The sequence below is a fragment of the Parabacteroides sp. AF39-10AC genome (assembly GCF_003635405.1).
GTDB lineage: Bacteria > Bacteroidota > Bacteroidia > Bacteroidales > Tannerellaceae > Parabacteroides > Parabacteroides distasonis.
In genome coordinates, this window is the sequence record NZ_QTLP01000029.1 from 1 (window position 1) to 25,509 (window position 25,509).

A 25,509-nucleotide genomic window follows, 5' to 3' on the forward strand; every position below is an offset into this window, starting at 1 on the left:
TTCAGACTTACAAAGCTGTATGCTTAATCCCCCAGGTTTATCGGGTGAGCCATAATGTCTACTTTAGCCCCCAATACAACAAATAACAAAAAGAGAGATGAAGATGGTGAAAGGGATATACGTGTTGCTGACAATGTTCCTATTGATGGGATGCGCTACGGTAATGAATCCTTATAAAATGGACAACCGAATGCATAAGATAGAGCTAGGGATGACCAAGCAAAAGGTTATATCGATACTAGGAAAGGATTTTGAGTCGGCTGGCGCACGGATAACCCCCGACGGCCCGATAGAGAGTATCAGTTATAAGACGGTAACCATGACGATAGCCGACTACTCTGAAGGCTACTACATCCTAAGCTTCAAGAATGGGATACTAGTGGAGTGGTTCAAGGAAAAGACACCGATCAATAACAATACAGCGAACTAAGGTCTCCTTTTAGGCCACTAAAAACAAATAAGGCAGATGCCTCTGGGCATCTGCCTTCATTCTTTTACGATTATAAACTTTCTTCGATACATGAATCCGGTTATGACTGACCGGCCTGCCGTGGTTTTCTAACTCGGCCTCACGACTGCCTTTCCGGTTAGCCTTTATGTACTCGACTAACGGATCTTGCTTTTTTCTCTTTGTCTTCATAGCTTTATTGCTTTTATATCGCTTTCACGAGCGCAAAGATACGAAAAGAATTCATTTCACCTCACTATCGTCCCAAGGGTATTTTCTTTTCGGATTTCTAGGGAACCAACCTTTCTGCACACGCTCCTCCTGCTCGAAAATCTCCTTGATCGTCCAGAACGATGAGAAGGCGAATACGCCGCAAATAGCGGACACAAACACGCTGTCTATAAACAGGGAGGCTATCACTCCTAAAATCCCCAAGACAAGGAATATCCACCAGCATTTCGTCCCCCAATAATACTCGGCCTTCACGACTACCGGATGAAACAGACCGATAATCAAAAATGTAACGATACCGATCAACAACCCATCAAAATTTATCATATCCATATCTGAGTATTTATACTTATTACTATTATATGTAACAAATATACGAACAATATTCCACTTAACTGATCATTTCTTTCTATGAAGAGATAGAAGCCCCTATTCGCAATAATCGTCTCACAAAGATGAAACGATCTTTTCATATACGTGATACGATCTTTTCACCCTTGTGATACGATCTTTTCACATAAGTGAAAAGATCAAGACCTAAAGAAGCTTCCACTTAAAGTAGCACAAAAAAAGCCACATCCATTGTTAGTGGATATGGCTTCTATATTATTCTCAAATACAATCTTATTTGTTGCTTTCCTCCGCAGGTGTAGTAGCGGGAGTTTCCTCTGCCGGAACTGCCGGTTGTTGCGCTGTACCAAAGTCCGGAGCGATCGTGTTAGGATCGATAGAGACAGCGTCGTTCACTTGTTGCTTGATCTCTGATTGAGCGGCATGCTCAGTTCTGGGGATAAATGCGGTAATCACGATACTCAGTACGATTACGGCACCCGCCAAACTCCAAGTAGCTTTCTCCAAAAAGTCTGTGGTCTTACGTACACCCATGATTTGGTTAGAAGAAGAGAATCCTGAAGCCAAACCTCCACCTTTTGAGTTCTGGATCAACACGATCAAGATTAATAGTATAGAGGCAATCAGGATTAAGATAGAAATAAATACGTACATCTTAGTTTTATTTTTTAGTGTTAATAATCAACTTTTCCAAAAATCTGATTTGGTCTGCAAAGTAAACATTTTTTTCTGGATATTTCAAGCTTAAGTTTTTAATAATTTGCAAAGCCTTATCATATCGCTTCTGTTTTATATAAATCCGGGCTAAAGTTTCCGTAAGGCACGAGTCTTCCAGCGATTTGGACTGCTCATCATCCAAATCTTTCACCGACTCTGGAGTCTCCGCACGGCTGGTTTCCTCACGGATTTCCAGCCCACTACCCGGCATACGCTGTTGGTCATTTTTAATGAACGAATCGATCAAGTCGTGATGTCGAAGCCTATTCTCCGTATCCTCTCCAGATGGCTTCTCTTCTTCCTCTTTCGATAATGACCAAAACATATAATCTGACGATACCGATGGCTGGAACAGGAACGGGGCTTCTTTCTTAGGCTCCGGTTCCTCGTTACGGTTAGAGAGGAATGCGTCTATCAAGGAGAAAGTATCCTCTTTTCGCATATCCGGCTCATGCTCCACACGGGAGTTCAAGCCATATTTATCTCCCTCTATCAGTTGGAACAGCATTTTCCGGTCCGGCAAGAATATCGCCATCTTCTCCAGCTCCGAGGTAAAACTCATATCATTTAATACGGCCAGATTCTTTAGATACAACATCCGTGCCACTTGAAAATACGGGTAATCCTCCACGATTCGTCGCAACTCAAGAAGAGTCCCCTCGGTCAATTCCGAAGGCTCCTCCATCAAACGATATAAATCCTCCGCCCTCATTCTACCAATTGGCAACCGTAGCGTTATAGATTTGGTCTACTATTTCCTCTATGATTTCCTCGCATAATGTTCCCTCTACCTGCTGCGGCATCAAGTTACTGTCGAACTCGCGGTAAGCGGAGAACGACTGCTCGAAATCCTCATCCGGGTTAACCCGGTTGGAGTAACGAACCCGCACCGTGATCGTCAACCTCGTCTGCGAGGCGATAGCATCCTCCTTCACGGCCATTGGAGCGAAGTCGTAACCAGTGATCTCACCCTCCAACTCAAGGTCGCCATTGCTCGGAACCAGTTGCAGACGAGTCTGACGGATGTAAATATCCTTCAAATCCTCCGTAAACTGCGGCGCAAGGGTCGGATTCACGTAGGGAGCTTGGTTCGTGAAGTCACGAATCGTAATGGTCTTCACCTTCGTATAATCGATAGAGGCTCCATTAAACTTATAGGAAATAGAGCAAGCCGTAGCCAATACCGTCAAAAATGAGAGTATAAGCCAATTGGCTGCCGACAAACGTATGTTGACAATCTTCTTTAGCATATTTTTATTCCAAATTGTATTCCTTGATTTTTCGATATAACGTACGCTCCGATATCTTCAAGTCGGCCGCCGCGTTCTTCCGTCGCCCGTTATGCTTCTCCAAAGCCTTACGGATCATCTCCTTCTCCACCTCTTCCAAGGATAAAGTCTCCTCTTCCACATCCTCGGCATCTTGGATCGTCGGGTGCATGGCATGAACCGCCGCCGGATGGATCGGATGCGCATAAGGGGTATCGTCTGCCACCGTTGGCATCGGGATATTCCCTCCCATGATATCATGCACTAATTTCTTTAGCTCGTTCACGTCCTTTTTCATATCGAACAAGACTTGATAAAGGATCTCCCGCTCGCTGTTAAATATCTTTTGATCCGGATCTTGCTTCACCAATACCGGATATTTCTCAACATTCACGTTCGGCAGATAAAGGCGCAGGACATCCGCCGTTATATCCCGTGTCTCCTCGATTACGGAGATACGTTCCGTGATATTTTTCAACTCACGCACGTTACCCGGCCAACGGTAAGAAACCAATAATTGACGGGCCTCATCATCCAAGCGGATCGGCGGCATCCGGTATTTCTCGGCGCAATCACTGGCGAACTTACGAAATAATAAGACGATATCTTCCGGACGCTCCCGCAAGGGAGGCACTTGAATAGGCACCGTATTCAAACGATAGTACAAATCCTCCCGGAATTTACCTTCCGAAACCGCCTGCACTAAATTCACGTTCGTAGCGGCAACGATACGCACGTTCGTCTTCTGTACCTTGGAGGAACCGACCTTGATAAACTCACCCGTCTCCAACACACGAAGCAAGCGTGCTTGCGTAGGAGTTGGCAGCTCTCCGACCTCATCCAAGAAGATCGTTCCACCGTCCGCTACCTCGAAATACCCTTTACGGTCGGCCAACGCCCCGGTAAAAGAACCTTTCTCGTGCCCGAAGAGCTCCGAATCTATCGTCCCTTCCGGAATGGCGCCACAGTTTACGGCTATATATTGTCCATGCTTACGCTGACTGTTCTGATGAATAATTTGCGGGAAAGTCTCCTTTCCGACACCACTTTCTCCTGTAATAAGAACAGATAAGTCGGTTGGCGCTACCTGGAGCGCAACATCGATCGCACGATTTAATCCGGGGTTATTACCAATAATCCCAAAACGCTGTTTTATCTGTTGTACATCAACCTTCATCACTCTTTCACTTTTAAAATCTGTAATTATTTCAGTTACTCTGCCAAAATTACAAATCTTAATTCAAACTACCACTATTGATAACAGATTCTATCGGTCGTTTCTTATTTTTTAGCACCATATGTACGTTTATACAAGAACTCGGCAAGATCCTTGTCTTCCGGGATGGCGGCGATCTCTTCCGGCGAGATAGGCTCACCGATATATACATCCGCTTTCTTTCCACGCTTATTGAAAGCCTCTGTAGGAATACGCAAGGTACGTATTTGCCAGCTGATATTCCCTAGCCAATAGAAAAAATGGGTATTTTGGAAATCAAAATAAACAGGGTATACCGGTGCTTTCGCCTTACGAACTAAGCGGATCACGCTATGCGCCCACGATAAATCCCGTACCTGTTTCTCTTTTTTATTATAAAATGAGATCGCTCCAGCAGGGAAGAAACCCATCGGATGACCTTCTTTCAGGCGTTGCAGGGATAGTCGCACGCCATTGACATTCGCCGGATTCGCCCCTCGCTTGTGGGAATCGGGCACCACGGATATGAAATTATCCTCCATCGCCCCGATCTTGGTCAAGATGCCGTTCACCATCACCTTAAAGTCCGGACGGCGGGAAGCGAAAATATCAATCAGCATGATTCCATCCAACGACCCGATCGGATGGTTGGAAACGGTAACAAAAGCCCCTTCCGGCAGATGATCTAAAATCTCTTTATTATGAACCTCATAGCTGAGATCGATAATGGGGTCATGCAATAAAGCGGAAGTAAACTCAGCGCCCCGTAAATGACAATTCCGGGCATGTACCTTATTAACCAGATCCACACGTAAGCACTTTATCAGCAACTTACCCAACCATGTCCCCACTCGCCCCTTGAAGAACGGGGCCATCTCTTGCAAATCGTAAATGTCAACAACACTCTTCTTCATACTTTATCCTAAAAACGAGGCACACATCTTCTCGTGTTTCCTCATCACTATCGCTAGTACGATGTTCAACACGATGATCTCGTATAGGTAATAAGCCCAGACCTGTCCCGTTAGTACGATCACAAACATAACCATCGTCCGGCCATTAAAGGTCAACAAGTCTATGTAACGCATTAAATGACGACTCTGTTTACGAAAGTCCACACGGATATTCTCCGGAATATTATCCCCATACTTCGCGTGCAAATTTTGTAACATACTCTGTAAGGTAGGCGTAGCCTTCACTTGCAACATCGTATACCAACGATATAAGAAGTAGAAAAACTTGTTAATGCCATACTTCATCTCCTTATGTTTCGCCTCCACCTGTTCCAAAGACTGAAACTCCGATCCTTTATCCTTACTGATAAAATAAAGGTGAAGCGTCTTATAATAATCCGTGATATTCGCTTGGACTAAATGAGACAGACCGGATAAGACCGCCAAGGCAAAGAACCAATCCGTACCGTAATCATGAGACAGACGAAGAGCGAATCCGATATAGATCGAAGCGAACCAGATATCCCCGGCGAATCCGTCCAAGATACGCCCGATAGCGGACTTGATCCCTGTAAGACGTGCCAGCTGCCCATCCACGCAGTCGAGGATATTGGCAAATACCAACAATAATATACCGCAGATATTATATGTCAAATTATCGTGATAAAACATAAATCCGACCGCCGCACCCACGAAGATCGAGATAACCGTAATCATATTCGGGGTAATCCCCGTGCCTCGCAACATACGAGCAATACGAAATCCTATCGGACGATAAAAAATTCGGTCTATCTTATTTTCTGTTTCTATCGACTTTAACGATGCTTCGTATTCCTTATCCAACTCGCTCATTTGTTTCTTATTTATACGAGTAACCGCCATCCACAACGACTACCTCGCCATTAAAATAACTATTCTCTATCAACATTTTATAAACTTCCGCCAATTCATCCGGGTCGCAGAACCGTCCCAAAGAGACCTTGTTCTCTATATTCCGACGGATCTCGGCAGGCTTTGTTTTCTGCCATTCCGTATCGACAAAACCGGGAGCCACGGCATTCACACGCAGTTCATAGGGAACTAAGAACTTCACCATGTTTTTGACCAGCGCATGAACAGCACTTTTCGTCACCCCATATGCCAAGGATACCGAATGAGGCTGTATTCCCATCAAGGAACCCGTAAACACGATACTTCCCCCCTTATTAATCCGTCCAACAATCTTCTGTAAAAGAAAGACCGGGAAATGGATATTAGCAAAGAAAACCCGTTCCCAATCCTCGAATGAAAGTTCCTCAAAAGGATCCCGACAGGTCATTCCCGCATTGAACACAAGGCCGTCCAAACGTAGCCTATTCTCCTCCAAGAAAGAATCGATAACCCCGATCGTATTCCGATCCGAGATATCGGCCCGCAGAATAGAAACCTGTATATCGAAACGCCCCACCAACTCGCTACGTACCTCCTCGGCCGCCGCTTGGTCGGAAGCATAAGTCAGTATAAGGTTATATCCGGCCTTTCCTAAACAGGACGCTACCGCCTTTCCTATCCCTTTTGTCCCACCGGTAATTAAAATAAATTTATCCATGAAACTGATCGTTATTTAGCGGCAGATCCTTTCACTGTTTCCGGCTTCGCCTGACGTTGGGTTGTCAGATTCGCCTCATAAGAATCATGTATCGTTTTTTTCAGATTCGAGGAGGAAACCCCCGTTCCGTAAGGGAAATAAAATACCTGAACGCCTAAATCCTTCAGATAGTCGTACTTTCCGAACCAGTCATCACCTACCACGAAAGCGTCGATATTCAGCTTCTTCACGATTTCCGTATGATCTAAGGAATGTTGTGGAATAACGATATCGGGAGTCTTCAACGCCTCGATGATCTGCAAACGTTCATGGAACGGAATGATCGGCTTCGCTTTATAAGAAGAGACCAACTCATCTGTACTAACCCCGACGATCAATATATCCGCCAAACTACGGGCGTAATTGATCATCCTAAGATGATTATAATGGAACATATCAAACGTCCCGGATGTATATACTATCGTTTTGTCTTTAAACATAATCGTAATTTTCGTTTTAAACCGCAAACTTACGCAAACTTTTCCTATCTTAAAAGTTTAAAACCAAAAAGCGTCCCACGCCCCATACAAAAATGTCATGTCAATAACATCCATTCGTTATTAACATGACATTTTATGTATTTATTGAAACTTGTCAGGAAAGATCTACTATAATCCGTCCGTATCGTCCTCTTTCGTCAAGTCCAGTTTCTCATTATCTCCCCCCCTATCGAAATATTGCTTACGCAACGGATTGGCGGTAGCCTCTTGATAACGCAACCGGTTCCGGAAGATATCCAACGCCGCATATAAGGCTTGGCGGAACGACTCTTCCGAAGCCACGTTCTGCCCGGCTATGTCATAAGCTGTTCCGTGTGCCGGAGAAGTCCGTACGATCGGCAATCCTGCCGTATAGTTCACCCCGTCATCCATCGCCAACGTCTTGAAAGGAGCGAGCCCTTGATCATGATACATCGCTAAGACACCATCAAATTTATCATACATCTGCGAACCAAAGAAACCGTCAGCCGCATAAGGGCCAAATGACATTACGCCTTTTTTCTCCGCCTCTTGCATTGCCGGTATGATAATCGTCTCCTCTTCCGTACCCAGCAATCCGGCATCACCGGCATGAGGGTTTAAGGAAAGAACCGCGATACGTGGCTTCACAATACCGAAGTCTTGCTTTAACGACTGATTGAAAATACGCAGCTTATTCACGATATCGCCCACGTTGATGGAAGACGCAACTTGCGACAATGGAATATGCCCCGTCACCAAAGCGACACGAAGATCATCTTTCATCAAGATCATCAAGGCTTTTTTATCCAAACCACCGAAGCATTTCTCCAAATACTCAGTATGCCCGGGAAAATGAAAATCCTCGTTCTGGATATTATGTTTATTGATCGGGGCGGTAAGCAGTACATCCACTACTCCCCGCTTCATATCCGTAACTGCCGCTTCCAACGCCTTGAAAGCCGACTCACCGGCAACCGGCGTAGATTTCGACAACTCCACCTTGGTCTCGTCCTCCACGCAGTTAATAATGTTCACCCGGTTTACTCCTGCATCCTCCGCATGTGAAATAATATTCATATTGATAGGAGGAAGCTCCAATGCCTTCCGGTGATAAGCGGCTATCTTGGACGAGCCATAGATAATCGGCGTGCAAAGCTCCGCCATGCGGGTATCGGAAAAGGTCTTTAATATTACCTCATAGCCGATACCATTTATATCTCCGTGGGTGATCCCCACTTTAATCAGTCGTTCTTCCATATATTTTGTTTGTTTATTACTTTTTCTCTTTTGGGATATCTAATGTCTCAGTTACCGGTTCATCAAATTCACCCGGCAAACGTAACGTAAATAAGGCAGCTTCTATTCTACGCATGAAATTACGCTTGTCTGTCTCCGGAGCATACACAAATCCCTCGGCTACAACCACACGATGATTCTTTTCATCCAAGCGGGTGTGGCTTACGAACGGGCCTCCCATCATATCGCCTTGCATTCTCCACAAACCGCGCATCACGCCACAATATTTACCATTTAAGGTTATTGGCGTATACTCCACTCCCGCACGCGTTTCTGTTTGCATATAGGAACCCGGGAACGAACCCGGCAGATTCGCCTTCAATACAGAATCTCGTTTAGCGACCAGATATTCCTCCGTAAACGTATTCGGATCAGTATAAGGGAAAGTATATACGATTAAGTCCATACGGCCTGTGTTAGCGTTATTGGAAGACCAGAAGAAATCTGTCGTATCCTTATAGTACGTGAAGTTTGCCGGAGCGTTTAACATCACGTTCAGGTCGCTTTTCAGGTTATCCATAACCACCATACTATATTCCTTTTGTAATTGCTCTATCGCACGATTCATCTCCACCTTTACGAAGAAATCGACCAACGCCTTCTCATGGGTCTTTGAATACTCGACGATCGACTCCGTATTAGGAGCTTTCAGCGAAACAACCACCTGCCCTCTAGCCCAGACATTATTCTCGTAGCCTACAGAAACTTTCGTATAAGCGGTGGGGTCTATCGTAACCACTAATATATTCCTTACATACCGTAACAGACCTGTAAAATCCTTTGGTTGTACGTAGGTAATCTTCAAAGAAGGCTCGGCTTGCGGAAGTCCGGGCACCGAAGAGGCCAACTCAGACTTTATGGCTTCTCCCGCAGGGCCTTTCCAATCCTTTTGATCCATAACCACGACAACCTCATATGCGAAGCCCGTAGCTTGAGTCATCACAGAACCTGAATTACATGCTCCCATCAAAACAAGAAGCAGCAACATACCGATGAATAAAGAACGTGTTTTCATACCTGTGTGTTTTATATTATACAAATGTAACATTTTTCGCGGTAGAAAGCATTCCACAAGCGGCGAAAATATCCTCCCCACGTGATGCCCTTATCGTGCATACAACTCCTTTGGCGTTTAAGAAATCCCGAAACGCCTCCATTTTAACGATATCGGAAGTCTCTAAAGACACATTCGGTATCGCATGAAAACGGATCAAGTTTACCCGACAAGGAATTCCACCTAATAAACAACTCAAAGCTTCGGCATGTTTCAAGCTATCGTTCAAATTTTTAAAAACAATGTACTCAAAAGAGACACGTCGTTGATGCGAAAAATCATATTGTTCGATTAAATCGATCACCTCCCTCGCTGGGAATGCCTTTTCAACCGGCATCAAGGAAAGACGTTCCATAGGATAGGGCGAGTGCAGACTTACGGCCAGATGACATTCGCTCTCCTCTAAAAAGCGTTTCAAGCCTTTCGTCACACCAATGGTTGAAACCGTGATACGCTTCGGGCTCCACGCATATCCATACGGGGCCGTGAGTATTTCCAAAACCTTGAAAAGCTCGTCTACGTTATCCAGTGGCTCCCCCATTCCCATGAAAACGATATTCGTCAATGAATCGTTTTCCGGCAAGGACTGGATCTGGTTCAATATCTGGTTCGCTGTCAGGTTTGCCGTGAAACCTTGTTTTCCCGTCATACAAAACAAGCAATTCATTTTGCATCCGACTTGAGAAGAGACGCAAAGAGTCGCCCGATCATCCGTAGGAATATAAACAGACTCAACAAAACGCCCCGGTCCGGCAGCATATAGATATTTGATCGTACCGTCTTTCGACTTTTGATACTCAGATGGCGGATAAGCCCCGATCTCGAATGAATCCTCCAATAAAGCACGTTTGGCTACCGCTATATTTGTCATCTCCGAAATCCGGGTTATTTTCTTCTTATAAATCCAATCGGCCATTTGCTTAGCCGCATATGCGGGAAGACCCACCTCAGACGCTACACCTTTCAGTTCCTCCAAGGTCATCCCTAATAATTGTCTTTTGTCAACCATGCTATCGATATTTTCTTATTCGCGAAAGTACGAGAAATATTCCACAAAATAAAGATCCCCTGTTTTGCCGTCAAAATAAATATATCTTGACGACAAAACAGGGGATCTTTTTTATCTTAAGTATAAATACTCTTTATTAATAGAAACGGATACGGTTGTCTTCCACCTTAGCGTTGTTGACCATAGATTGGATAGCTTGGAATCCTACACGATACGCGTTCGAAGCATCCAACGCACGGATTTCCTCAGCCTCGTTGAACTCCTTACCATCTTTATTTCTTGCGTATACCTTGAACACATATACACCGTTGTTACCTTTAACCGGAGCACTTACTTGGTCAACTTGAGCCATAGAAACCATAGCGTTCAAGTTCGGTTCGATACCGATACCAGCGATACGGCGAGTACCAAAGTTCACGAACTTTACAGAGTCTACAGAAGAACCCATCGTTTCAGCATATGCCTCAACTGAAGTTAAATTCTTAGCAGCCAATTCCTGAGCGATCTTATCGCCTTTTTTCTGGGCAGCCAATTCAGCTCTCAAAGCCGGAGCGACCATATCAACCGGACGATACCCCTCGGAAATACTTCCTTCTACAGCAGCCACGACAAATTTATCACTACACTCGAAGATCTCAGAGATAGAACCTTTATCGTTCTGGAACGCCCAACGAATTACCGGACGTGAATTCTTGATAGAACCTAACAACTGATCATCCGTAGTAACCGTTGCACCTGAAATCAAGTTATAACCGGCTTCCTTCGCATTCTCCTCCAATTTAGCCATAGAGTTGTTCTTCGATACGAATTGATTCAACTCATTGTAGATGTTGCTATAGGTCTTAGAGCTAGGAGATACAGTCATGTCGATATCTGCGATCTTATATTTTTCAACATTTCCTGTTTTCTCTGTTACTTTTACAAGGTGAGTACCATATAAAGATTTCACAACCGCTACCTCATTCAATGGAGTTGAGAAGACAGCCTTCTTAAAATCATCATTCACACCTCTCAAAGCGGTAACCTCTGTAAACCAACCTAGTTCACCACCATTCTCGGCGGCTTGGTCTGCTGAGTATTTCTTAGCTAATTCAGCGAAATTAGCGCCACCTTTCAACGCCCCCATCAAGCTATCAGCCAAAGCAGTTGTCTCAGCCTCAGATTTACCGGCCAACATGATGTGGCTAACTTTTACTGAGTCCGGAGCAACCGTCTTATCGACTAACTTAAACATTCTGTATTTGTCATTCTCGAATACAGGACCATAAACAGCGCCAACCTCAGAAGTCGTAGCGAATTGTTTCATCTCCGGATCCAAAGCCTTCTCCGTGAAGAAAGCGTCAACATAAGGAACCTCAGAGTTCTCGTTTACTACATCAGCCACTCTTTCAGACGTAGCCAGCTCCTCTTTCAAGCTCTCGATCTCGGCCTGTGCCTTATCATAATCCTCTTTACTCGGACGGATATCTACGGCGATATATTTAATTACCTTAGATTCTTTTTGTTTATAAAGCTCCTTGCGTTGGTTATACAATTTCTCGATCTCGCTCTTGCTTACCTCAATCGTTGAATCCGGAATCGTAGCATATGATTGCATAGCGTAAATGATATCCGAATTCTCGGCATTATCATTATAAGCTTCCTTAGCGTCCAATGAATTCGCGGAAATAGCCTTGCTCAATAATGTCGTATATTTTTGCTCCAAACGTTGACGTTTGATGTTCTTCTCCCAGAACAACCAGAAGTTCTTAGCTTGAATCAGCTGTGCCTGTTGATCTGCCGGATAGCTAGCGATATTATCGGAATCGATTTGTTTCAAGAAATTCAACAAAGCGGCCTTATCAAAAGCACCAGTCTGAGGATTCGTAAACATTTGCATTTGTTGGATCAACGGAGAGATATTCTCACCTTGAACCATATCAAACAATTCTTCCGGACTTACTCCCATACCTAATTTAGCAGTAGCCTCGTCCAACACGACCTCTTGTACCATCGCATCGAATACGGACTGGCGAATCTGTGTCATATATTCCTCGGGCAGGCTGGCTGAACCGGATTGCATCTTATACATCTCGGCCATCTCATCAACGCGACCTTGATAATCTTGAATTTTTACAACCTCTCCATCAATCTCGGCGATCCGTTCCTGTGATTGCCTAAAATAAGTAGAACCAGAGTTTAAAAAGTCTCCAATGATAAAAGCGAACAATGCCAAACCCACCACGAGTACCAGCAGTCCTGCTTTGCTTCTAATTTTTTCCAGCGTAGCCATTTATCTTTATTATTTTTTAAAGTTTATTATTTCACATTTTAAGGGCACAAAGATATGAAAAAAAGGAAATTCCACAGCATATAATCCTTTTTTTTATCAAATCCCTACTTTCATACGTACAAGTTCGATCTTCGTAGCCGTTACTTTGATTATCTTAAACGAATATTTATCGATCTGGACAGTCTCGTTCAATTTCGGGAATTTTTGATAGAAGTGCAAGATAAAACCGGCGATGGTGACATAATCATCCGACTCCGGAAGATCCAACCCGAACATTTCGTTCAAGGTATCAATCTCCATCCTACCCGACAGCAAATACTCATTGTCCGATACTTTTTTAGCCACATGCGACTTCATATCGTGCTCGTCCTCAATCTCTCCGAAAATCTCCTCCACCAAATCCTCAAGTGTCACGATACCCGACGTACCGCCAAACTCATCCACGACAACAGCCAAGCTCTTCTTCTCTTGCATCAGCAGTTTCATCAGTTTATTCGCCGCCATCGTCTCCGGAACGATCGATACGCTACGGATATGCTGGGTCCAATCCTCCGGATTCTTGAAAAGCTCGGAAGAATGGATATACCCGATAATATCGTCAATATTCTCGTTATACACCAATATCTTCGAAAGTCCTGTCTCGATAAACTTAGAACGCAATTCCTCTATCGTAGCCGACGTATCACAGGCTACAATCTCCGTCCGGGGCACGATACAATCCCTCAAACGGACATTCGAGAAGTCTAAGGCGTTTTGGAAAATCTTAACCTCCGTATCCATATCCGAATTTTGCGGAGCATCTTCCAGACTTTGCTGTATAAAATAATCCAAGTCTACCTTGCCTAATGCCTGAGGTGAACTTTTCAAGTTCTTCACGCCCCCTAACTTCAAAATCAAAAAAGATAGCAGGGATGAGAACTTGGAGACCGGATACAGGATGATATATATGATAAATAATGGTATCGCAAATATATTGAGTGATAAATTAGGATTCAACTTAAATATGGTCTTGGGAATAAACTCCCCGGCAAACAAGATCAAGATCGTAGATATCACGGATTGGATAAAAACGATCAATGCCTCATTCGCAACCACCTTGGCTATAAACGGCTCCAATACGATTGCCATCTGAAGACCATAAACGACCAACGCAATATTATTTCCTACCAACATGGTAGAGATAAACAAATTTGGATTACGATAGAAAATACCCAGTATCTTACTGGATAGACTACGTTCCTTCTTATCCAGCTCGAAACGAAGCTTATTGGAGGAGATAAAAGCGATCTCCATCCCGGAAAAGAATGCGGAAAATGCGAGGGAAATTAAAATATAAGTCAGCGTCCCCACCTTAATTACTTTTTATTGAATCTATTTGTGACACATCTACCCGGGCACTATCCCCCTGAGCTGTCCGTGTCGTATCGGCCGGAGCATCGCTCACCGGGAAAATACCTTGTGAGTTAAATATCTTATACTGAGTCATATCTTGGTTCGACTCAAAACCTATACCTGTTATGATCTTATCTTCTTGCTCGATACGCATAAACTTATCAGAATAAACCTTCTCTTGCTTCTGGTCCCAGAACAATTGGGAAGTCTCAAAATGCTCCCCTTGCAGACTTTCCACCTCTACATTACCGATCAGCTCCCAAAGCCCCTTTTTATCATAATAATAGGCTGTATCCGCCTTAATACTCGCTTCTGTCTGGAATAAGGTATCGAACTTCTCCACGTAGATCCCCTCGGGGAAATACCAATGGGGTTCCGCCGCCTTCCCATAAATCTGCCACTCTTTCGCTTTCAAGCGATATCTCGTGATACCAGAATCGGAGATCAAGGATGACACATCCGTAGCCTTCATCGTATAAGTCTTGTCCGGGTCAAACTCAACATCAACCACCTCCTTATGCTCCTTACTGCAAGAGGCAGAAAACAAAAGAAGCATAACAACCACCACGAAGGTAGTTGTTATGCCCATATTTTCCGTTTTACAATGAAAACGATTTCCTATCATAATTACCGAATCGTTGTACGCTCTCCGATCCAACCACCGACAGTGAAAGGTTTGCCCTTCTCCAAATCCGGGTGCATGAAGATCTCCTCCGTAGAAGGAAGGTGAGCACGATAAGATGATATCAAAGTATTAGCCTCTTCAGCAACACTCGGATCTACCTGTTTCGCTTTCTCAAATTTATCGATAGCGGCATTATAAGCAGCTCTTGCCAATACTCCATCATTCGGGAAGACAGATTTAGAAGTAGCGGCATACATCTTGCCGATCAATAAATAAGCATTGCCATAGTTAGGATTTACCTCCAAAGCTTTCTGGCAATATTGTCTAGCCTTTGAATAAGCATTTTGCTCAAACAGCAACAATGCGATCATATAATAATCATCAGCTTTTGAAGTCGCGTCCGTTTCTAAATTCGCGGCCTCATCAAAGTATTTAATAGCCGTATCATAATCCTTTATCTTAACGGCTTTCTTTCCTAGCCCAACAGCAGCCTCGGCACTAGGTTCTTGACGATAAGCATAGTCTGATGCCAAAAAGTAAGCCTCGATTTCTTGGCAACCTGTTCTTCTCAACAAGGATATAGTCTCTTTCAAATAAGGTAAGTTGTCCTTATTCTCCTCGATCTTAGCAGCATACAAATTCTGCAAAGTCTCGCAATCGGCAGCACCACTATTCGCAAAGGCATTATCAACACCACTCTTATATGCGGTCAAGGCATTCACTTCTTTTTGATTGTTTGCAGCCTGCGCAGCTTTTAACTGAGCATCCAAGCCACCAGAAACCTTCAAATAATCTTGAATATACTGCTCTTTGAAGTTCGGATCGTTAACCATTTTCTTCATAGAAGAGAAACTAAACAAGGAGAGACCTAGAGCCTCCGTATCAGCACCTTTCTCATCAACGATCTCTTTCAACCAAGTATAGGCCTGATTATAGTCGGCATTATCGCCAGTTTGCGCTAAATAATCTTGCACTTTTCGAGCAACGATCCAGTCTTTTCCATACCGGCGATCATTTCCAAAATATTTCACACGCTTGTCGTAAACTCCCATCAAATCATCAATAAGAGCTTTCTTCTTAGCGGGATCTTTCTCTTGGGCGATCTTCCAGCCCATAATTTTCACACCGTACAAATAGATATCTTTTGTAGCGGCAGGACACTCATCGTACACGATCTTCCAGAAATCAAAGGCGTCTTTGAAGTTTCCGGCTTTCGCGTAAGGAACGAACAAGCTGATATTGGTAATACAACGCACGCTATCCTCACCGGAACCGAACTGTGTACCATTATCTACTCCTTTCTGCGCATAAGCGCCTAACGTACCCATAGTACATCCAAGCGCTAGTAATAAAACTTTGATCTTCATATCTCTTTCTATTAAAGTTAGCTATAATATTTATATTCCTTCAAAAAAGTATCATACTCATTAGACCCTTTCGGCCATTCCCGGTTTAATCCACTTTTCGTTTAAAAAACCATAATTCGTTAAATGTATAGTTCACCGTAAACCGGAAATACTGCTCATCAATCATTGTACGTAATTCCGGACGGATCTTCACGTATTCAAATGACAGGTTCACTAATGAACGGTTATCGATCAATGGAAGCCCAAAACCGACACTCGCCCCATATTCATTATAACCATGTCCTTTATAACCATTCTCCTCGGAGCGACTGACTCTTAAGTACGAATTGCTATAATGAAAACCGGCACGGTATCTGATACGTCCCAGATAATTACGATTATCATAACGAGGAATAAATTCGGCACCAGCCGCTACACGTGTACGATTCTTGAATTGACCTTTCTCGTTATCAAAATAAGCGTTCGCCCAGTCCTCATATAAGAAGTCTGCGGCTAATGTCAACCGATTCTCTTTCACATAGGAGATACCCGCTCCGTAAGAGTTCGGCATATCAAACCGATAATTCTTAATTGTATCGTTCCTTGTATATCCGGATGTAGCCGAAGAACCGACAAGCTGAGTATCATACACAGTCGTATTCAACTTTTTTCCGGGAGAGTAAACGAAACCTACCGTGACATGCTCCGTCTTACTCAAAGGATGCGTATATTGAATACCAAAATCTAACTTTAAATCACGAATCTCATAACGTTGGTTTCTATACACATCGTCCGCCCCTGTCGAGCTCGGGAAAATCAAGTTGCGGGAATGTGTTATATTTCCAAATAAAAATCCGGCGTTCACACCAATGGAAAGACGCTTCTTCCAAATATCATAGGAGAGCCCTAAATAGGCATCGCTTAAGCCACCTTCGCCACTAAAGCTTTCTCCCCAACTTAAACCGCCCTCGGTACGGCTCTCGCCGAAATCATATCCTACATATGAATAAGGTAATAAACCAATACTCATCGCTAAACGCCGGGTGATCGGAAATTGCATGGCGATATACTCCACGTTTCCATTCATCTGTCGTTGCTTGTTCGTACCGTCATAGAACCAAGACACCTGACCGGACGCACCAAAATCAAAAAGGAATGTCAACGAATCCATGCAACTATAAGATGCTGGATTTAATGGATTTATCTGTTTAGAGGACCTTAATCCATAACCGACTCCACCCATCGCCCTTCCGGCACCAAAAGATCGATCCGCCAACTCTCCATATCCAAATCGCGTATAAGGCGAGTTCGTGTTATTTTGAGCCCACAATGGCAATTGTGTAAAGATAAGAAAACTTATTATTACTACCTTATTAATTTTCAACATTATACTCTAAGATTCTGTTTAATCCTGTCAACACTAAATTAATGTCTGCAAAGATGGAGTTTTTTAGCCGTCTTTCAAAATAAAACGAATGACCGCCTGTTAAAAAAACCAAAAGATCCGGATATTTTACTTTCAGCTCGTCAATATATCCGTCCATCTCGTAAACAATCCCATTCACCACACCCGCTTGGATAGCCGTTTCCGTACTTCTCCCGATAAGCGGTATATCATCCTCTTCCGTTACCAAAGGCAGCTTCTTCGTAAAATGGTTCAACGCTCGAAAACGGGTTGTCATCCCCGGAGAGATATTCCCCCCCAGAAAGATACCCGGCGCTTCTATCACCTCATACGTGATAGCGGTACCGGCATCGATAACCAGCAGATTTTTTCCCGGCCGCAAATAATTTGCCCCCACGACAGCGGCCAAACGGTCCTTGCCTAGCGTTTTCGGCGTCCCATATTCCACCTTGATCGGTAAAGCTACATGTTCATCCAGAAAGACAAAACGCTGAAGCTTATTTTTTAGATAAGCGATCAACTCATCGTCCGTATCTATCACCGTCGATAAAATGCCTTGCGTAAAAGCGTACTTCTCAAAAAGAGCAGCGACCACAGATACACCGAATTGCTTGTATACAAAAGAAGCCTCTATATGCCCATTTTTATACACAGCGACCTTTGATGACGTGTTACCTTGTTCTATAATAAGATTCACTTCTCTGATATTTTCCGCAAAGAAAAACAAAAATGATGAAATAACACGCAAAAACATCGTATAACCTCTAAAATTCTTCTTGAACAAAAAGGATCGCATCTCTGTTTGAAGAAAAATCTAAATAAAAAACAAGTTATGAATTACGGGATTAGTGTCTTATTCAGGGCGATTCCATTGCTAATGGCCCTCTTTTGTTTCGGTTATGGATTTTTTGTCTTTAACTATGGAGTGGACTCCAGCAGATTCGTCGCCGGACCTGTCGTATTCTCTCTTGGCTTTATTTGTATAGCCTTGTTCGCTACGGCAGCGACCATTATTCGTCAAATTATCCATACATATAATAATGTGGCCAGATTCGCCTTGCCTATCCTTGGATATCTCTCGGCAACCATCACTTTTCTGGCGGGCTTTATCTTACTCATGTCCTCACCGGCGCCAGCAGACTTTGTCGCGGGCCATGTCATTTGCGGGGTGGGCCTTATAACCGCATGCGTAGCGACAACGGCTACCGCCTCTACCCGATTCACCTTAATACAAATGAACGCCAAAAGCGACGATCCCAGAATACCAGACAAAGCGTTCAACTTTTGGCAAGGGATATTCTTGATCCTTGTAGCATCATTTATATCCATAGTCGCATGGATTTGGGCTTACCGGTTGCTAGCGCATAGCGACGAGCATTCCCAATACTTTGTCGCCGGGCACGTGATGGCCGGACTAGCATGTATTTGCAGCAGCTTAATCGCTTTAGTCGCCACGATCGCCCGACAAATAAGAAACACATATTCCCGATTGGAAAAAAGGCTATGGCACCGTTTTGTCATCCTGATGGGATCTATCAGTCTGATATGGGGTCTCTTCGTATTAGGAGATAGCGACCCGGCTAATGCCTCAACCGGATATATCATGATCGGCCTTGGATTAGTTTGCTATAGTATCTCCAGCAAGGTGATCTTGCTGTCTAAAATATGGAGGGAAGAATTCAAGCTTGCCAACCGGATTCCATTAATTCCTATATTCACGGCTTTATTCTGCCTTTTCCTCTCCGCTTTCCTTTTCGAGATGGCGGCCGAGCATAGTTATTATGCCATTCCCGCACGGGTATTGGCCGGACTGGGAGCGATCTGCTTTACGTTGTTCTCCATCGTCAGCATATTGGAAAGCGGAACCTCTTCCAAGTAAACTGTTTTTTCATCGTGATGAAAATACTTTTTCTTCACGGTGAAAATACTTTTTCTTCACGGTGAAAATACTTTTTCTTCATGATGAAAATGTTTTTTCCTCACAATGAAAAAATCAACATTCTTTGATAAACCATCGGCCACAACACATAAAACATTCTTTAACACTACCAAAAGCATAAGGTTTTCAATTCTTTATAAACAATTATCATCCCAAGAGTAAGAAAACGCTTGCAAAGTAAAAAATAATATCTACTTTTGCACCCGGGTAAGTCCTACACGGCATGCTCCCTCGGAATCCCCCAGGGCTTGACCGCAGCAAGGGTACTTGGTTGTAGCGGCGCGATGTAGTAAGCTTACCCACCTGCCTCTTTAGCTCAGTTGGCCAGAGCACGTGATTTGTAATCTCGGGGTCGTTGGTTCGAATCCGACAAGAGGCTCAGATAAAACACAACTTAAAAGGAAGCTTATACGTAGGCTTCCTTTTTTCTATTTTAGACATAATATAGTTGCGCATTTGCATTAATATATTAACTTTGCTGATAAGAATTCAAAACAGCAACATCATGGAAGAGAATAAGAATTTACTTTTAAAAGGCGCTATGACTTATGGTTTGGCCATGGGTATATATTGGGTAGTGAAATACATCTTTTTCATCTTCAGCGTTTCCGTCCCCTCCTTGAGTCTTGTCTATTGGCTATTGACGCTCGCCGTCCCTTTCATCGCCTACTACATGACGAAAAGATATCGGCACGACATCGGTGGAAGGATCAGTTTCTTTCATGCATGGAGATTCGGCACGATGTTGTATTTTTTCGCCGCATTGATCGTCTCGCTTGAATACTTTGTCTTTTATCAGTTCATCGCCCCACCTGATTTCGTGGCAAATGCGATCGGGCAATTAACGACTGCATTAAAAGATAGCCAAGTTAGCTCGGATATGCTCGACTCGCTCAGCAATATTCGCATCTCGCCAATCCATATGGCCATACAAGGAATATTTAATAACGTATTTTACGGCATCATACTTTCTATACCGGTAGCGGCTCTCTTGTGCAGGAACAATTCGACTGGTTCCATCACTGAAAACCGCTAAAAAGTTAATTACAGACAAATAATGGACATATCAGTTGTTATCCCGTTGTATAACGAAGCCGAGTCTTTACCCGAGTTATTCTCGTGGATAGAGCGGGTGATGAAAGAACACAATTATACCTACGAAGTCATTTTCGTGAATGACGGTAGTACAGATAATTCTTGGGAAGTGATCGAGGAGTTGAAACAACGTTCTCCACATATCCGGGGAATCAAGTTCCGTCGCAACTACGGCAAGTCGCCGGGATTGCACTGCGGATTCCAGCGGGCTAAAGGTGACGTAGTCATTACCATGGACGCCGATCTACAGGACAGCCCGGATGAGATACCCGAACTTTACCGGATGATCACCGAAGACGGGTACGATCTGGTATCCGGTTGGAAAAAGAAAAGATATGACCCGTTGTCTAAGACGATCCCCACGAAATTATTCAACGCAACAGCTCGTAAATTCTCGGGAATAAAGAACTTACACGATTTCAATTGCGGATTGAAAGCGTATAAGAATGTTGTCATTAAAAATATAGAGGTGTATAACGATATGCACCGTTACATACCTTATTTAGCTAAGATTGCCGGATTTCACAAGATTGGCGAGAAAGTAGTGAAACATCAAGCCCGCAAGTACGGAACTACTAAATTCGGGTTGGATCGCTTCGTGAACGGTTATCTTGATTTGATCACGCTTTGGTTTACTTCCAAATTCGGAAAGAAACCGATGCACTTCTTCGGTTTATGGGGAAGCGCTATGTTCTTCATTGGTTTTATCGCTCTAGTAATCGTACTCAGCATGAAATTGATCTCGATGTACTCTGGAGATCTAAGACCTTTGGTTACAAGTTCCCCTTATTTCTATATTTCATTGACAGCGATGATTCTGGGAACCCAGATGTTCCTAGCGGGCTTTATCGGGGAGTTGATTTCCCGCAATTCTCCGAATCGCAATAACTATAAAATAGAGGATGAGATATGAGTTTCCTAGAATTAGCGAGAAAACGTTGCTCTATCCGAAAGTATGCCCCCAAAAACGTAGAGCAAGAAAAGATTGATTATATCCTAGAAGCAGCTCGTTTGGCCCCTTCGGCGGTAAATTATCAACCTTGTTATTTTGTATGGGTTCAAAGTGCGGAAGGAAAAGCTAAATTACAAGAATGCTATCCCCGGGAATGGTTCAAGCAAGCGCCTTATTACTTGATCGTTTGCGGAGATCATCAGCAATCTTGGAAACGGGGCGATCATAAGGATCATATGGATATCGATACGGCTATCGCCACGGAACACATTTGTTTAGCCGCTGCCGAACAAGGATTGGGTACTTGTTGGGTTTGCAATTTCGACACGGAGCTTTGCCGTAAACATTTTAAAATTCCGGAAACGATCGAGCCTGTTGTACTGATACCGTTCGGCTATCCTTCCGACCCGGCATTATTCGATGAGACTCCAAAGAAACGTAAGCCCATAGAAGAAATTATTAAACGGGAATCATTCTAGTATGTTATACATTGAAGTTCTGCTACTAGCGATCGGCTTATCCATGGATAGCCTAGCAGTATCAGTTACCGGCGGCGCAGTTCTTAAGAACAACTGCACCGCCGGTAATATTATTAAGATAGCGAGCGTGCTCGGTATATTCCAAGCCGGAATGACCGTGATTGGTTATACGATGGGATTAGGATTCGAAAAATACATTTGCGCCTTCGATCATTGGATCGCATTTACCCTCTTGCTTTACTTAGGTGGAAAAATGATATACGATAGCGCGAAGGAAGAGGAGGAAGACGGGAAATTCGATCCTCTATGTAACCGGACATTATGCGGATTGGGAATAGCGACAAGTATCGATGCCCTCGCCGTAGGAATCTCTCTGGCGATCTTAAAATCACCGCTCTTGCTGCAAGCCTCGACTATCGGTGTTGTCACCTTCGCTATCTCTGCCTTCGGCGTCTATTTCGGTAACCGATTCGGCAAGAGAATCGACTTGAAGCTGGACCTCATCGGAGGTTTAATCTTAATCGGTATCGGTACAAAGATTTTGATAGAGCATGTATTCTTTAGCTAGGGATACCTTATTGAATAAATAACCTTATACATTAATTAATAGACATGAAAAGCCAGCAATTACGAAAACTAGCGCCGGAGCTGGATTCACTCCGGCTAGGCAGCGGTTGGAAAATCGACGAATTGAGTAAACCGCAAATCATTGTAGAAAGCAGTTACGGACATAGCCATCCGGGAAGCGCCCATCTGGATAAATTGGTGGACGAGGCCGGAATCGGTATAAAGGAAAAGGGGGGACGTGCCGCAAACTACTTCGTCACTGATATTTGTGATGGAGAGGCGCAGGGACACGATGGTATGAACTACTCATTAGTCTCCCGTGATATCATGGCCGCCATGATGGAGATTCATGTAAAAGCGACTCCTTTCGACGCTGGTGTCTTTATAGCCAGTTGCGACAAATCCGTCCCTGCGCATTTGATGGCGATAGCCCGGCTAGATATGCCTGCTATATTCATGCCTGGTGGTATAATGAAAGCCGGTCCCAACCTACTCACGTTAGAACAAATCGGTACCTATAGCGCCCAGTACGAGCGAAAAGAAATAACGGAAGAACAATTCATGGTTTATAAGCGTGACGCATGTCCGGATTGTGGAGCTTGCTCTTTCATGGGTACCGCCTCTACAATGCAAGTAATGGCAGAAGCGCTTGGCATCGCTTTACCGGGCTCCGCCTTGATCCCCGCCCATTTACCCGAGTTAAAAGAAACCGCCCGTAAAGCCGGAGAACATGCACTCGGACTGGCGAAAGAAGAGTTAAAACCCTCCGATATCATGACGATACAAGCGTTTGAAAATGCGATCATGGTACATGCCGCCATAGCGGGTTCCAGCAACAGCCTGCTTCATCTTCCAGCTATCGCCCATGAACTGGGAATCCAGTTATCACCGGATTTGTTCGACAAGATACATCGTAAGATCCCCTACCTTTTAAATATACGTCCCAGCGGTTTTTGGCCCGGCGAATATTTCTGGTATGCGGGAGGCGTACCGGCGATCATGGAAGAAATCAAAGAATTCCTCCATCTCGACGTCATGACTGTTACCGGCAAAACATTGGAAGAAAACTTAAAAGATTTACAACTCAACGGCTTCTATGAGAATTGCCATAAATATCTTCCTGCCCTAGGAGTAAAGGTTGGCGATATTATCAAACCTTTTCATACACCGATCAAGGCACAAGGAGCCATCGCTATATTGAAAGGAAATTTAGCGCCCGAAGGGGCAGTCGTAAAACATTCGGCGATTTCACCCCGCTTGATGCAAGTCACCCTGAAAGCGAGGGTATTCGATTGTGAGGAGAACGCTATTGAGGCGGTATTACAAAAGAAAATCCATCCGGGAGAAGCGGTATTTATCCGTTATGAAGGACCGAAAGGAAGTGGAATGCCAGAAATGTTTTATACGACAGAAGCGATCGCCTCCGATCCTGAGTTGGTAGAGACCATCGCATTGATCACCGACGGTCGTTTCTCCGGAGCGACCCGAGGCCCGGCGATCGGACATGTATCCCCGGAGGCTTCCGAGGGGGGACCAATCGCCTTGGTTGAAAACGATGACTTGATCCGTATCGATATTCCAGCGAGAACATTGGATATAATCGGTACCGACAGTATTGAGAGAAGCGTGGAAGAGATAGAAAAGATCCTATCCGAAAGGCGTGCACATTGGATAAAACCAGAGTCACAATATAAAAAAGGAATCCTTGATATTTATACACACAATAGCGTCTCCCCCATGAAAGGGGCATATATGGAATTTTTTATGTAAGTTCGCGACATAAAATTTCATAATGATGCGCAAGAATATTACCATATTAGTCAGCCTGTTGATCTTATCGCATACGGCTTGCTCGGACAAGGGCCAATATTTCGAAGAGAGTGGTTCTGTTTTTCATACAAGTTACCACATCAAATACAAGGCCAAGCAAATCCTAACCGATAAGATCGACAGCGAGCTGCAACGTTTTAACCTCTCCTTAAATCCTTTCAACCCCAACTCCACGATCGCGAAAGTCAATAATAACGAGGATGTGGAGGTAGACGAATGGTTTACCGAAGTATTCAATAAGGCGGAAGAAATCTCCCAAAAATCAGGAGGAGCTTTTGATATTACTTGTGCTCCATTAATTAATCTATGGGGATTCGGATTCAGTAAGATGGATAGCGTAACCCCGCAGATGATCGATAGCATAAAGGCTTTCGTCGGTTATCAAAAAGTGAGATTGGAAGGAAAGAAAATCATCAAAGAAGATCCCCGGATTCTATTGAATTGTTCGTCCATCGCAAAAGGTTATGCTTGCGATGTCATCGCCCGCCTGCTGGAAAAGGAAGGCGTAAAGAACTACATGGTAGAAATAGGTGGTGAGGTCACCATGAAAGGCGTAAATCAACAAGGTGACTGTTGGCGAGTCGGCATCAACAAGCCGGAAATAGGGACAAGTGGCGTAACAAATGATGTTGAAGAGATCGTACAATTATGCCAAAAAGGGGGTGTGGCTACTTCTGGTGACTACCGAAACTTCTACATCAAGGATGGTAAGAAATATGCCCATACGATCAATCCGGCGACCGGTTATCCCGCTGGACAAAATATTCTTAGCGCAACCATCGTGGCGGAAGATTGTATGACAGCAGACGCTTACGCTACGACTTTCATGGTTTTGGGAGTCGAGAAAGCGAAGCTACTGGCACAATCCATCCCCCAAATAGAGTATTTTATTATTTATGCGGACAACAACGGACAACAGAAAGTCACCTACTCAAAAGGTATGTTGGAATACCTTCCTAACAGAAAAACATTGGCTATCCTCGAAAATCCTTAAGTT

Annotated in this window: 27 protein-coding genes and 1 tRNA gene; 9 read left to right on the plus strand and 19 right to left on the minus strand. The window is 43.9% G+C overall.

Annotated elements, in window-relative coordinates; all coding sequences use genetic code 11:
- The first annotated feature begins 97 nt into the window (after window positions 1-97).
- Window positions 98-430, plus strand: a complete 333-nt coding sequence (locus DW033_RS20250) for a hypothetical protein (protein ID WP_008774115.1) — start codon at window positions 98-100, stop codon at window positions 428-430.
- A gap of 9 nt (window positions 431-439) precedes the next feature.
- Here the strand turns inward: DW033_RS20250 and DW033_RS20255 are convergent, their stop codons facing one another.
- The 19 genes from DW033_RS20255 to DW033_RS20345 form a co-directional block, all read right to left on the minus strand.
- Window positions 440-640, minus strand: a complete 201-nt coding sequence (locus DW033_RS20255; RefSeq protein WP_005861590.1) for a hypothetical protein — start codon at window positions 638-640, stop codon at window positions 440-442.
- A 51-nt stretch (window positions 641-691) separates the two neighbouring features.
- Complete coding sequence (locus DW033_RS20260; protein WP_008774116.1) at window positions 692-1,012, minus strand: DUF4491 family protein; 321 nt, start codon at window positions 1,010-1,012, stop codon at window positions 692-694.
- A 291-nt stretch (window positions 1,013-1,303) separates the two neighbouring features.
- A complete protein-coding gene (gene secG / locus DW033_RS20265; RefSeq protein ID WP_057327074.1) occupies window positions 1,304-1,684 on the minus strand; it encodes a preprotein translocase subunit SecG in 381 nt (126 codons plus the stop codon).
- Window positions 1,685-1,691: 7 nt separating this feature from the next.
- Window positions 1,692-2,459 (minus strand): hypothetical protein, encoded by a 768-nt coding sequence (locus tag DW033_RS20270; protein ID WP_122383089.1) that lies wholly within the window; start codon window positions 2,457-2,459, stop codon window positions 1,692-1,694.
- A 1-nt stretch (window position 2,460) separates the two neighbouring features.
- Window positions 2,461-2,997: an LptE family protein gene (locus DW033_RS20275; RefSeq protein WP_005861582.1), complete on the minus strand. Its 537-nt coding sequence runs from the start codon at window positions 2,995-2,997 to the stop codon at window positions 2,461-2,463.
- A 4-nt stretch (window positions 2,998-3,001) separates the two neighbouring features.
- Window positions 3,002-4,192 (minus strand): sigma-54-dependent Fis family transcriptional regulator, encoded by a 1,191-nt coding sequence (locus tag DW033_RS20280; RefSeq protein WP_005865833.1) that lies wholly within the window; start codon window positions 4,190-4,192, stop codon window positions 3,002-3,004.
- A gap of 104 nt (window positions 4,193-4,296) precedes the next feature.
- Window positions 4,297-5,124: a lysophospholipid acyltransferase family protein gene (locus DW033_RS20285; protein WP_005861578.1), complete on the minus strand. Its 828-nt coding sequence runs from the start codon at window positions 5,122-5,124 to the stop codon at window positions 4,297-4,299.
- Between the two features lie 3 nt (window positions 5,125-5,127).
- Window positions 5,128-6,015, minus strand: a complete 888-nt coding sequence (locus DW033_RS20290) for a CDP-alcohol phosphatidyltransferase family protein (RefSeq protein ID WP_005861576.1) — start codon at window positions 6,013-6,015, stop codon at window positions 5,128-5,130.
- A gap of 7 nt (window positions 6,016-6,022) precedes the next feature.
- Window positions 6,023-6,751, minus strand: a complete 729-nt coding sequence (locus DW033_RS20295) for an SDR family NAD(P)-dependent oxidoreductase (protein ID WP_005865829.1) — start codon at window positions 6,749-6,751, stop codon at window positions 6,023-6,025.
- A gap of 11 nt (window positions 6,752-6,762) precedes the next feature.
- Window positions 6,763-7,230, minus strand: coding sequence for an adenylyltransferase/cytidyltransferase family protein (locus DW033_RS20300; protein ID WP_005861572.1), 468 nt, complete (start codon window positions 7,228-7,230; stop codon window positions 6,763-6,765).
- 168 nt (window positions 7,231-7,398) lie between these two features.
- On the minus strand, window positions 7,399-8,508 hold the full coding sequence (pdxA, locus tag DW033_RS20305) for a 4-hydroxythreonine-4-phosphate dehydrogenase PdxA (RefSeq protein WP_005865827.1): 1,110 nt from the start codon (window positions 8,506-8,508) through the stop codon (window positions 7,399-7,401).
- Window positions 8,509-8,524: 16 nt separating this feature from the next.
- Window positions 8,525-9,562 (minus strand): DUF4837 family protein, encoded by a 1,038-nt coding sequence (locus DW033_RS20310; protein WP_008774122.1) that lies wholly within the window; start codon window positions 9,560-9,562, stop codon window positions 8,525-8,527.
- Between the two features lie 16 nt (window positions 9,563-9,578).
- Window positions 9,579-10,610: a 23S rRNA (adenine(2503)-C(2))-methyltransferase RlmN gene (gene rlmN, locus DW033_RS20315; protein ID WP_057327073.1), complete on the minus strand. Its 1,032-nt coding sequence runs from the start codon at window positions 10,608-10,610 to the stop codon at window positions 9,579-9,581.
- Between the two features lie 136 nt (window positions 10,611-10,746).
- The gene (locus DW033_RS20320) at window positions 10,747-12,882 is read right to left on the minus strand and encodes a SurA N-terminal domain-containing protein (protein WP_005861564.1); all 2,136 of its coding nucleotides are present in this window, start codon (window positions 12,880-12,882) and stop codon (window positions 10,747-10,749) included.
- 96 nt (window positions 12,883-12,978) lie between these two features.
- Window positions 12,979-14,232 (minus strand): hemolysin family protein, encoded by a 1,254-nt coding sequence (locus DW033_RS20325; RefSeq protein WP_005865821.1) that lies wholly within the window; start codon window positions 14,230-14,232, stop codon window positions 12,979-12,981.
- 1 nt (window position 14,233) lies between these two features.
- Window positions 14,234-14,899, minus strand: a complete 666-nt coding sequence (gene lptC, locus DW033_RS20330; protein ID WP_008774124.1) for an LPS export ABC transporter periplasmic protein LptC — start codon at window positions 14,897-14,899, stop codon at window positions 14,234-14,236.
- A gap of 2 nt (window positions 14,900-14,901) precedes the next feature.
- Window positions 14,902-16,266, minus strand: a complete 1,365-nt coding sequence (locus DW033_RS20335; protein ID WP_005865816.1) for a lipopolysaccharide assembly protein LapB — start codon at window positions 16,264-16,266, stop codon at window positions 14,902-14,904.
- 85 nt (window positions 16,267-16,351) lie between these two features.
- The gene (locus tag DW033_RS20340) at window positions 16,352-17,632 is read right to left on the minus strand and encodes a membrane protein (RefSeq protein WP_005865814.1); all 1,281 of its coding nucleotides are present in this window, start codon (window positions 17,630-17,632) and stop codon (window positions 16,352-16,354) included.
- A complete protein-coding gene (locus tag DW033_RS20345) occupies window positions 17,619-18,446 on the minus strand; it encodes a type III pantothenate kinase (RefSeq protein WP_005861554.1) in 828 nt (275 codons plus the stop codon). The genes DW033_RS20340 and DW033_RS20345 overlap by 14 nt, the downstream gene beginning before the upstream one ends.
- Window positions 18,447-18,482: 36 nt before the next feature.
- Between DW033_RS20345 and DW033_RS20350 the strand changes: the two genes are divergently transcribed.
- From DW033_RS20350 to DW033_RS20390, 8 genes are all read left to right on the plus strand, one after another.
- The gene (locus DW033_RS20350) at window positions 18,483-19,529 is read left to right on the plus strand and encodes a DUF2776 domain-containing protein (protein ID WP_057327072.1); all 1,047 of its coding nucleotides are present in this window, start codon (window positions 18,483-18,485) and stop codon (window positions 19,527-19,529) included.
- Window positions 19,530-19,894: 365 nt separating this feature from the next.
- Window positions 19,895-19,968 (plus strand) — tRNA-Thr (locus tag DW033_RS20360).
- A 126-nt stretch (window positions 19,969-20,094) separates the two neighbouring features.
- Window positions 20,095-20,625: a DUF4199 domain-containing protein gene (locus DW033_RS20365; protein ID WP_008774125.1), complete on the plus strand. Its 531-nt coding sequence runs from the start codon at window positions 20,095-20,097 to the stop codon at window positions 20,623-20,625.
- A 21-nt stretch (window positions 20,626-20,646) separates the two neighbouring features.
- A complete protein-coding gene (locus DW033_RS20370) occupies window positions 20,647-21,597 on the plus strand; it encodes a glycosyltransferase family 2 protein (protein WP_005865808.1) in 951 nt (316 codons plus the stop codon).
- Window positions 21,594-22,115, plus strand: a complete 522-nt coding sequence (locus DW033_RS20375; RefSeq protein ID WP_122383090.1) for a nitroreductase family protein — start codon at window positions 21,594-21,596, stop codon at window positions 22,113-22,115. Before DW033_RS20370 ends, DW033_RS20375 begins: the two co-directional genes overlap by 4 nt.
- A gap of 1 nt (window position 22,116) precedes the next feature.
- Entirely contained in the window at window positions 22,117-22,683 is a 567-nt protein-coding gene (locus DW033_RS20380) for a manganese efflux pump MntP family protein (RefSeq protein WP_005865804.1), read from the plus strand.
- Between the two features lie 44 nt (window positions 22,684-22,727).
- On the plus strand, window positions 22,728-24,452 hold the full coding sequence (gene ilvD, locus DW033_RS20385) for a dihydroxy-acid dehydratase (protein WP_005865802.1): 1,725 nt from the start codon (window positions 22,728-22,730) through the stop codon (window positions 24,450-24,452).
- Between the two features lie 22 nt (window positions 24,453-24,474).
- The gene (locus DW033_RS20390) at window positions 24,475-25,506 is read left to right on the plus strand and encodes an FAD:protein FMN transferase (RefSeq protein ID WP_008778034.1); all 1,032 of its coding nucleotides are present in this window, start codon (window positions 24,475-24,477) and stop codon (window positions 25,504-25,506) included.
- Window positions 25,507-25,509: the final 3 nt, after the last annotated feature.

Coding starts and splice junctions, on each gene's coding strand:
- DW033_RS20250 (WP_008774115.1), top strand. CDS start 98: ATGAAGATGGTGAAAGGGATATACGTGTTGCTGACAATGTTCCTATTG.
- DW033_RS20255 (WP_005861590.1), bottom strand. CDS start 640: ATGAAGACAAAGAGAAAAAAGCAAGATCCGTTAGTCGAGTACATAAAG.
- DW033_RS20260 (WP_008774116.1), bottom strand. CDS start 1,012: ATGGATATGATAAATTTTGATGGGTTGTTGATCGGTATCGTTACATTT.
- secG (WP_057327074.1), bottom strand. CDS start 1,684: ATGTACGTATTTATTTCTATCTTAATCCTGATTGCCTCTATACTATTA.
- DW033_RS20270 (WP_122383089.1), bottom strand. CDS start 2,459: ATGAGGGCGGAGGATTTATATCGTTTGATGGAGGAGCCTTCGGAATTG.
- DW033_RS20275 (WP_005861582.1), bottom strand. CDS start 2,997: ATGCTAAAGAAGATTGTCAACATACGTTTGTCGGCAGCCAATTGGCTT.
- DW033_RS20280 (WP_005865833.1), bottom strand. CDS start 4,192: ATGAAGGTTGATGTACAACAGATAAAACAGCGTTTTGGGATTATTGGT.
- DW033_RS20285 (WP_005861578.1), bottom strand. CDS start 5,124: ATGAAGAAGAGTGTTGTTGACATTTACGATTTGCAAGAGATGGCCCCG.
- DW033_RS20290 (WP_005861576.1), bottom strand. CDS start 6,015: ATGAGCGAGTTGGATAAGGAATACGAAGCATCGTTAAAGTCGATAGAA.
- DW033_RS20295 (WP_005865829.1), bottom strand. CDS start 6,751: ATGGATAAATTTATTTTAATTACCGGTGGGACAAAAGGGATAGGAAAG.
- DW033_RS20300 (WP_005861572.1), bottom strand. CDS start 7,230: ATGTTTAAAGACAAAACGATAGTATATACATCCGGGACGTTTGATATG.
- pdxA (WP_005865827.1), bottom strand. CDS start 8,508: ATGGAAGAACGACTGATTAAAGTGGGGATCACCCACGGAGATATAAAT.
- DW033_RS20310 (WP_008774122.1), bottom strand. CDS start 9,562: ATGAAAACACGTTCTTTATTCATCGGTATGTTGCTGCTTCTTGTTTTG.
- rlmN (WP_057327073.1), bottom strand. CDS start 10,610: ATGGTTGACAAAAGACAATTATTAGGGATGACCTTGGAGGAACTGAAA.
- DW033_RS20320 (WP_005861564.1), bottom strand. CDS start 12,882: ATGGCTACGCTGGAAAAAATTAGAAGCAAAGCAGGACTGCTGGTACTC.
- lptC (WP_008774124.1), bottom strand. CDS start 14,899: ATGATAGGAAATCGTTTTCATTGTAAAACGGAAAATATGGGCATAACA.
- DW033_RS20335 (WP_005865816.1), bottom strand. CDS start 16,266: ATGAAGATCAAAGTTTTATTACTAGCGCTTGGATGTACTATGGGTACG.
- DW033_RS20340 (WP_005865814.1), bottom strand. CDS start 17,632: ATGTTGAAAATTAATAAGGTAGTAATAATAAGTTTTCTTATCTTTACA.
- DW033_RS20345 (WP_005861554.1), bottom strand. CDS start 18,446: ATGCGATCCTTTTTGTTCAAGAAGAATTTTAGAGGTTATACGATGTTT.
- DW033_RS20350 (WP_057327072.1), top strand. CDS start 18,483: ATGAATTACGGGATTAGTGTCTTATTCAGGGCGATTCCATTGCTAATG.
- DW033_RS20365 (WP_008774125.1), top strand. CDS start 20,095: ATGGAAGAGAATAAGAATTTACTTTTAAAAGGCGCTATGACTTATGGT.
- DW033_RS20370 (WP_005865808.1), top strand. CDS start 20,647: ATGGACATATCAGTTGTTATCCCGTTGTATAACGAAGCCGAGTCTTTA.
- DW033_RS20375 (WP_122383090.1), top strand. CDS start 21,594: ATGAGTTTCCTAGAATTAGCGAGAAAACGTTGCTCTATCCGAAAGTAT.
- DW033_RS20380 (WP_005865804.1), top strand. CDS start 22,117: ATGTTATACATTGAAGTTCTGCTACTAGCGATCGGCTTATCCATGGAT.
- ilvD (WP_005865802.1), top strand. CDS start 22,728: ATGAAAAGCCAGCAATTACGAAAACTAGCGCCGGAGCTGGATTCACTC.
- DW033_RS20390 (WP_008778034.1), top strand. CDS start 24,475: ATGATGCGCAAGAATATTACCATATTAGTCAGCCTGTTGATCTTATCG.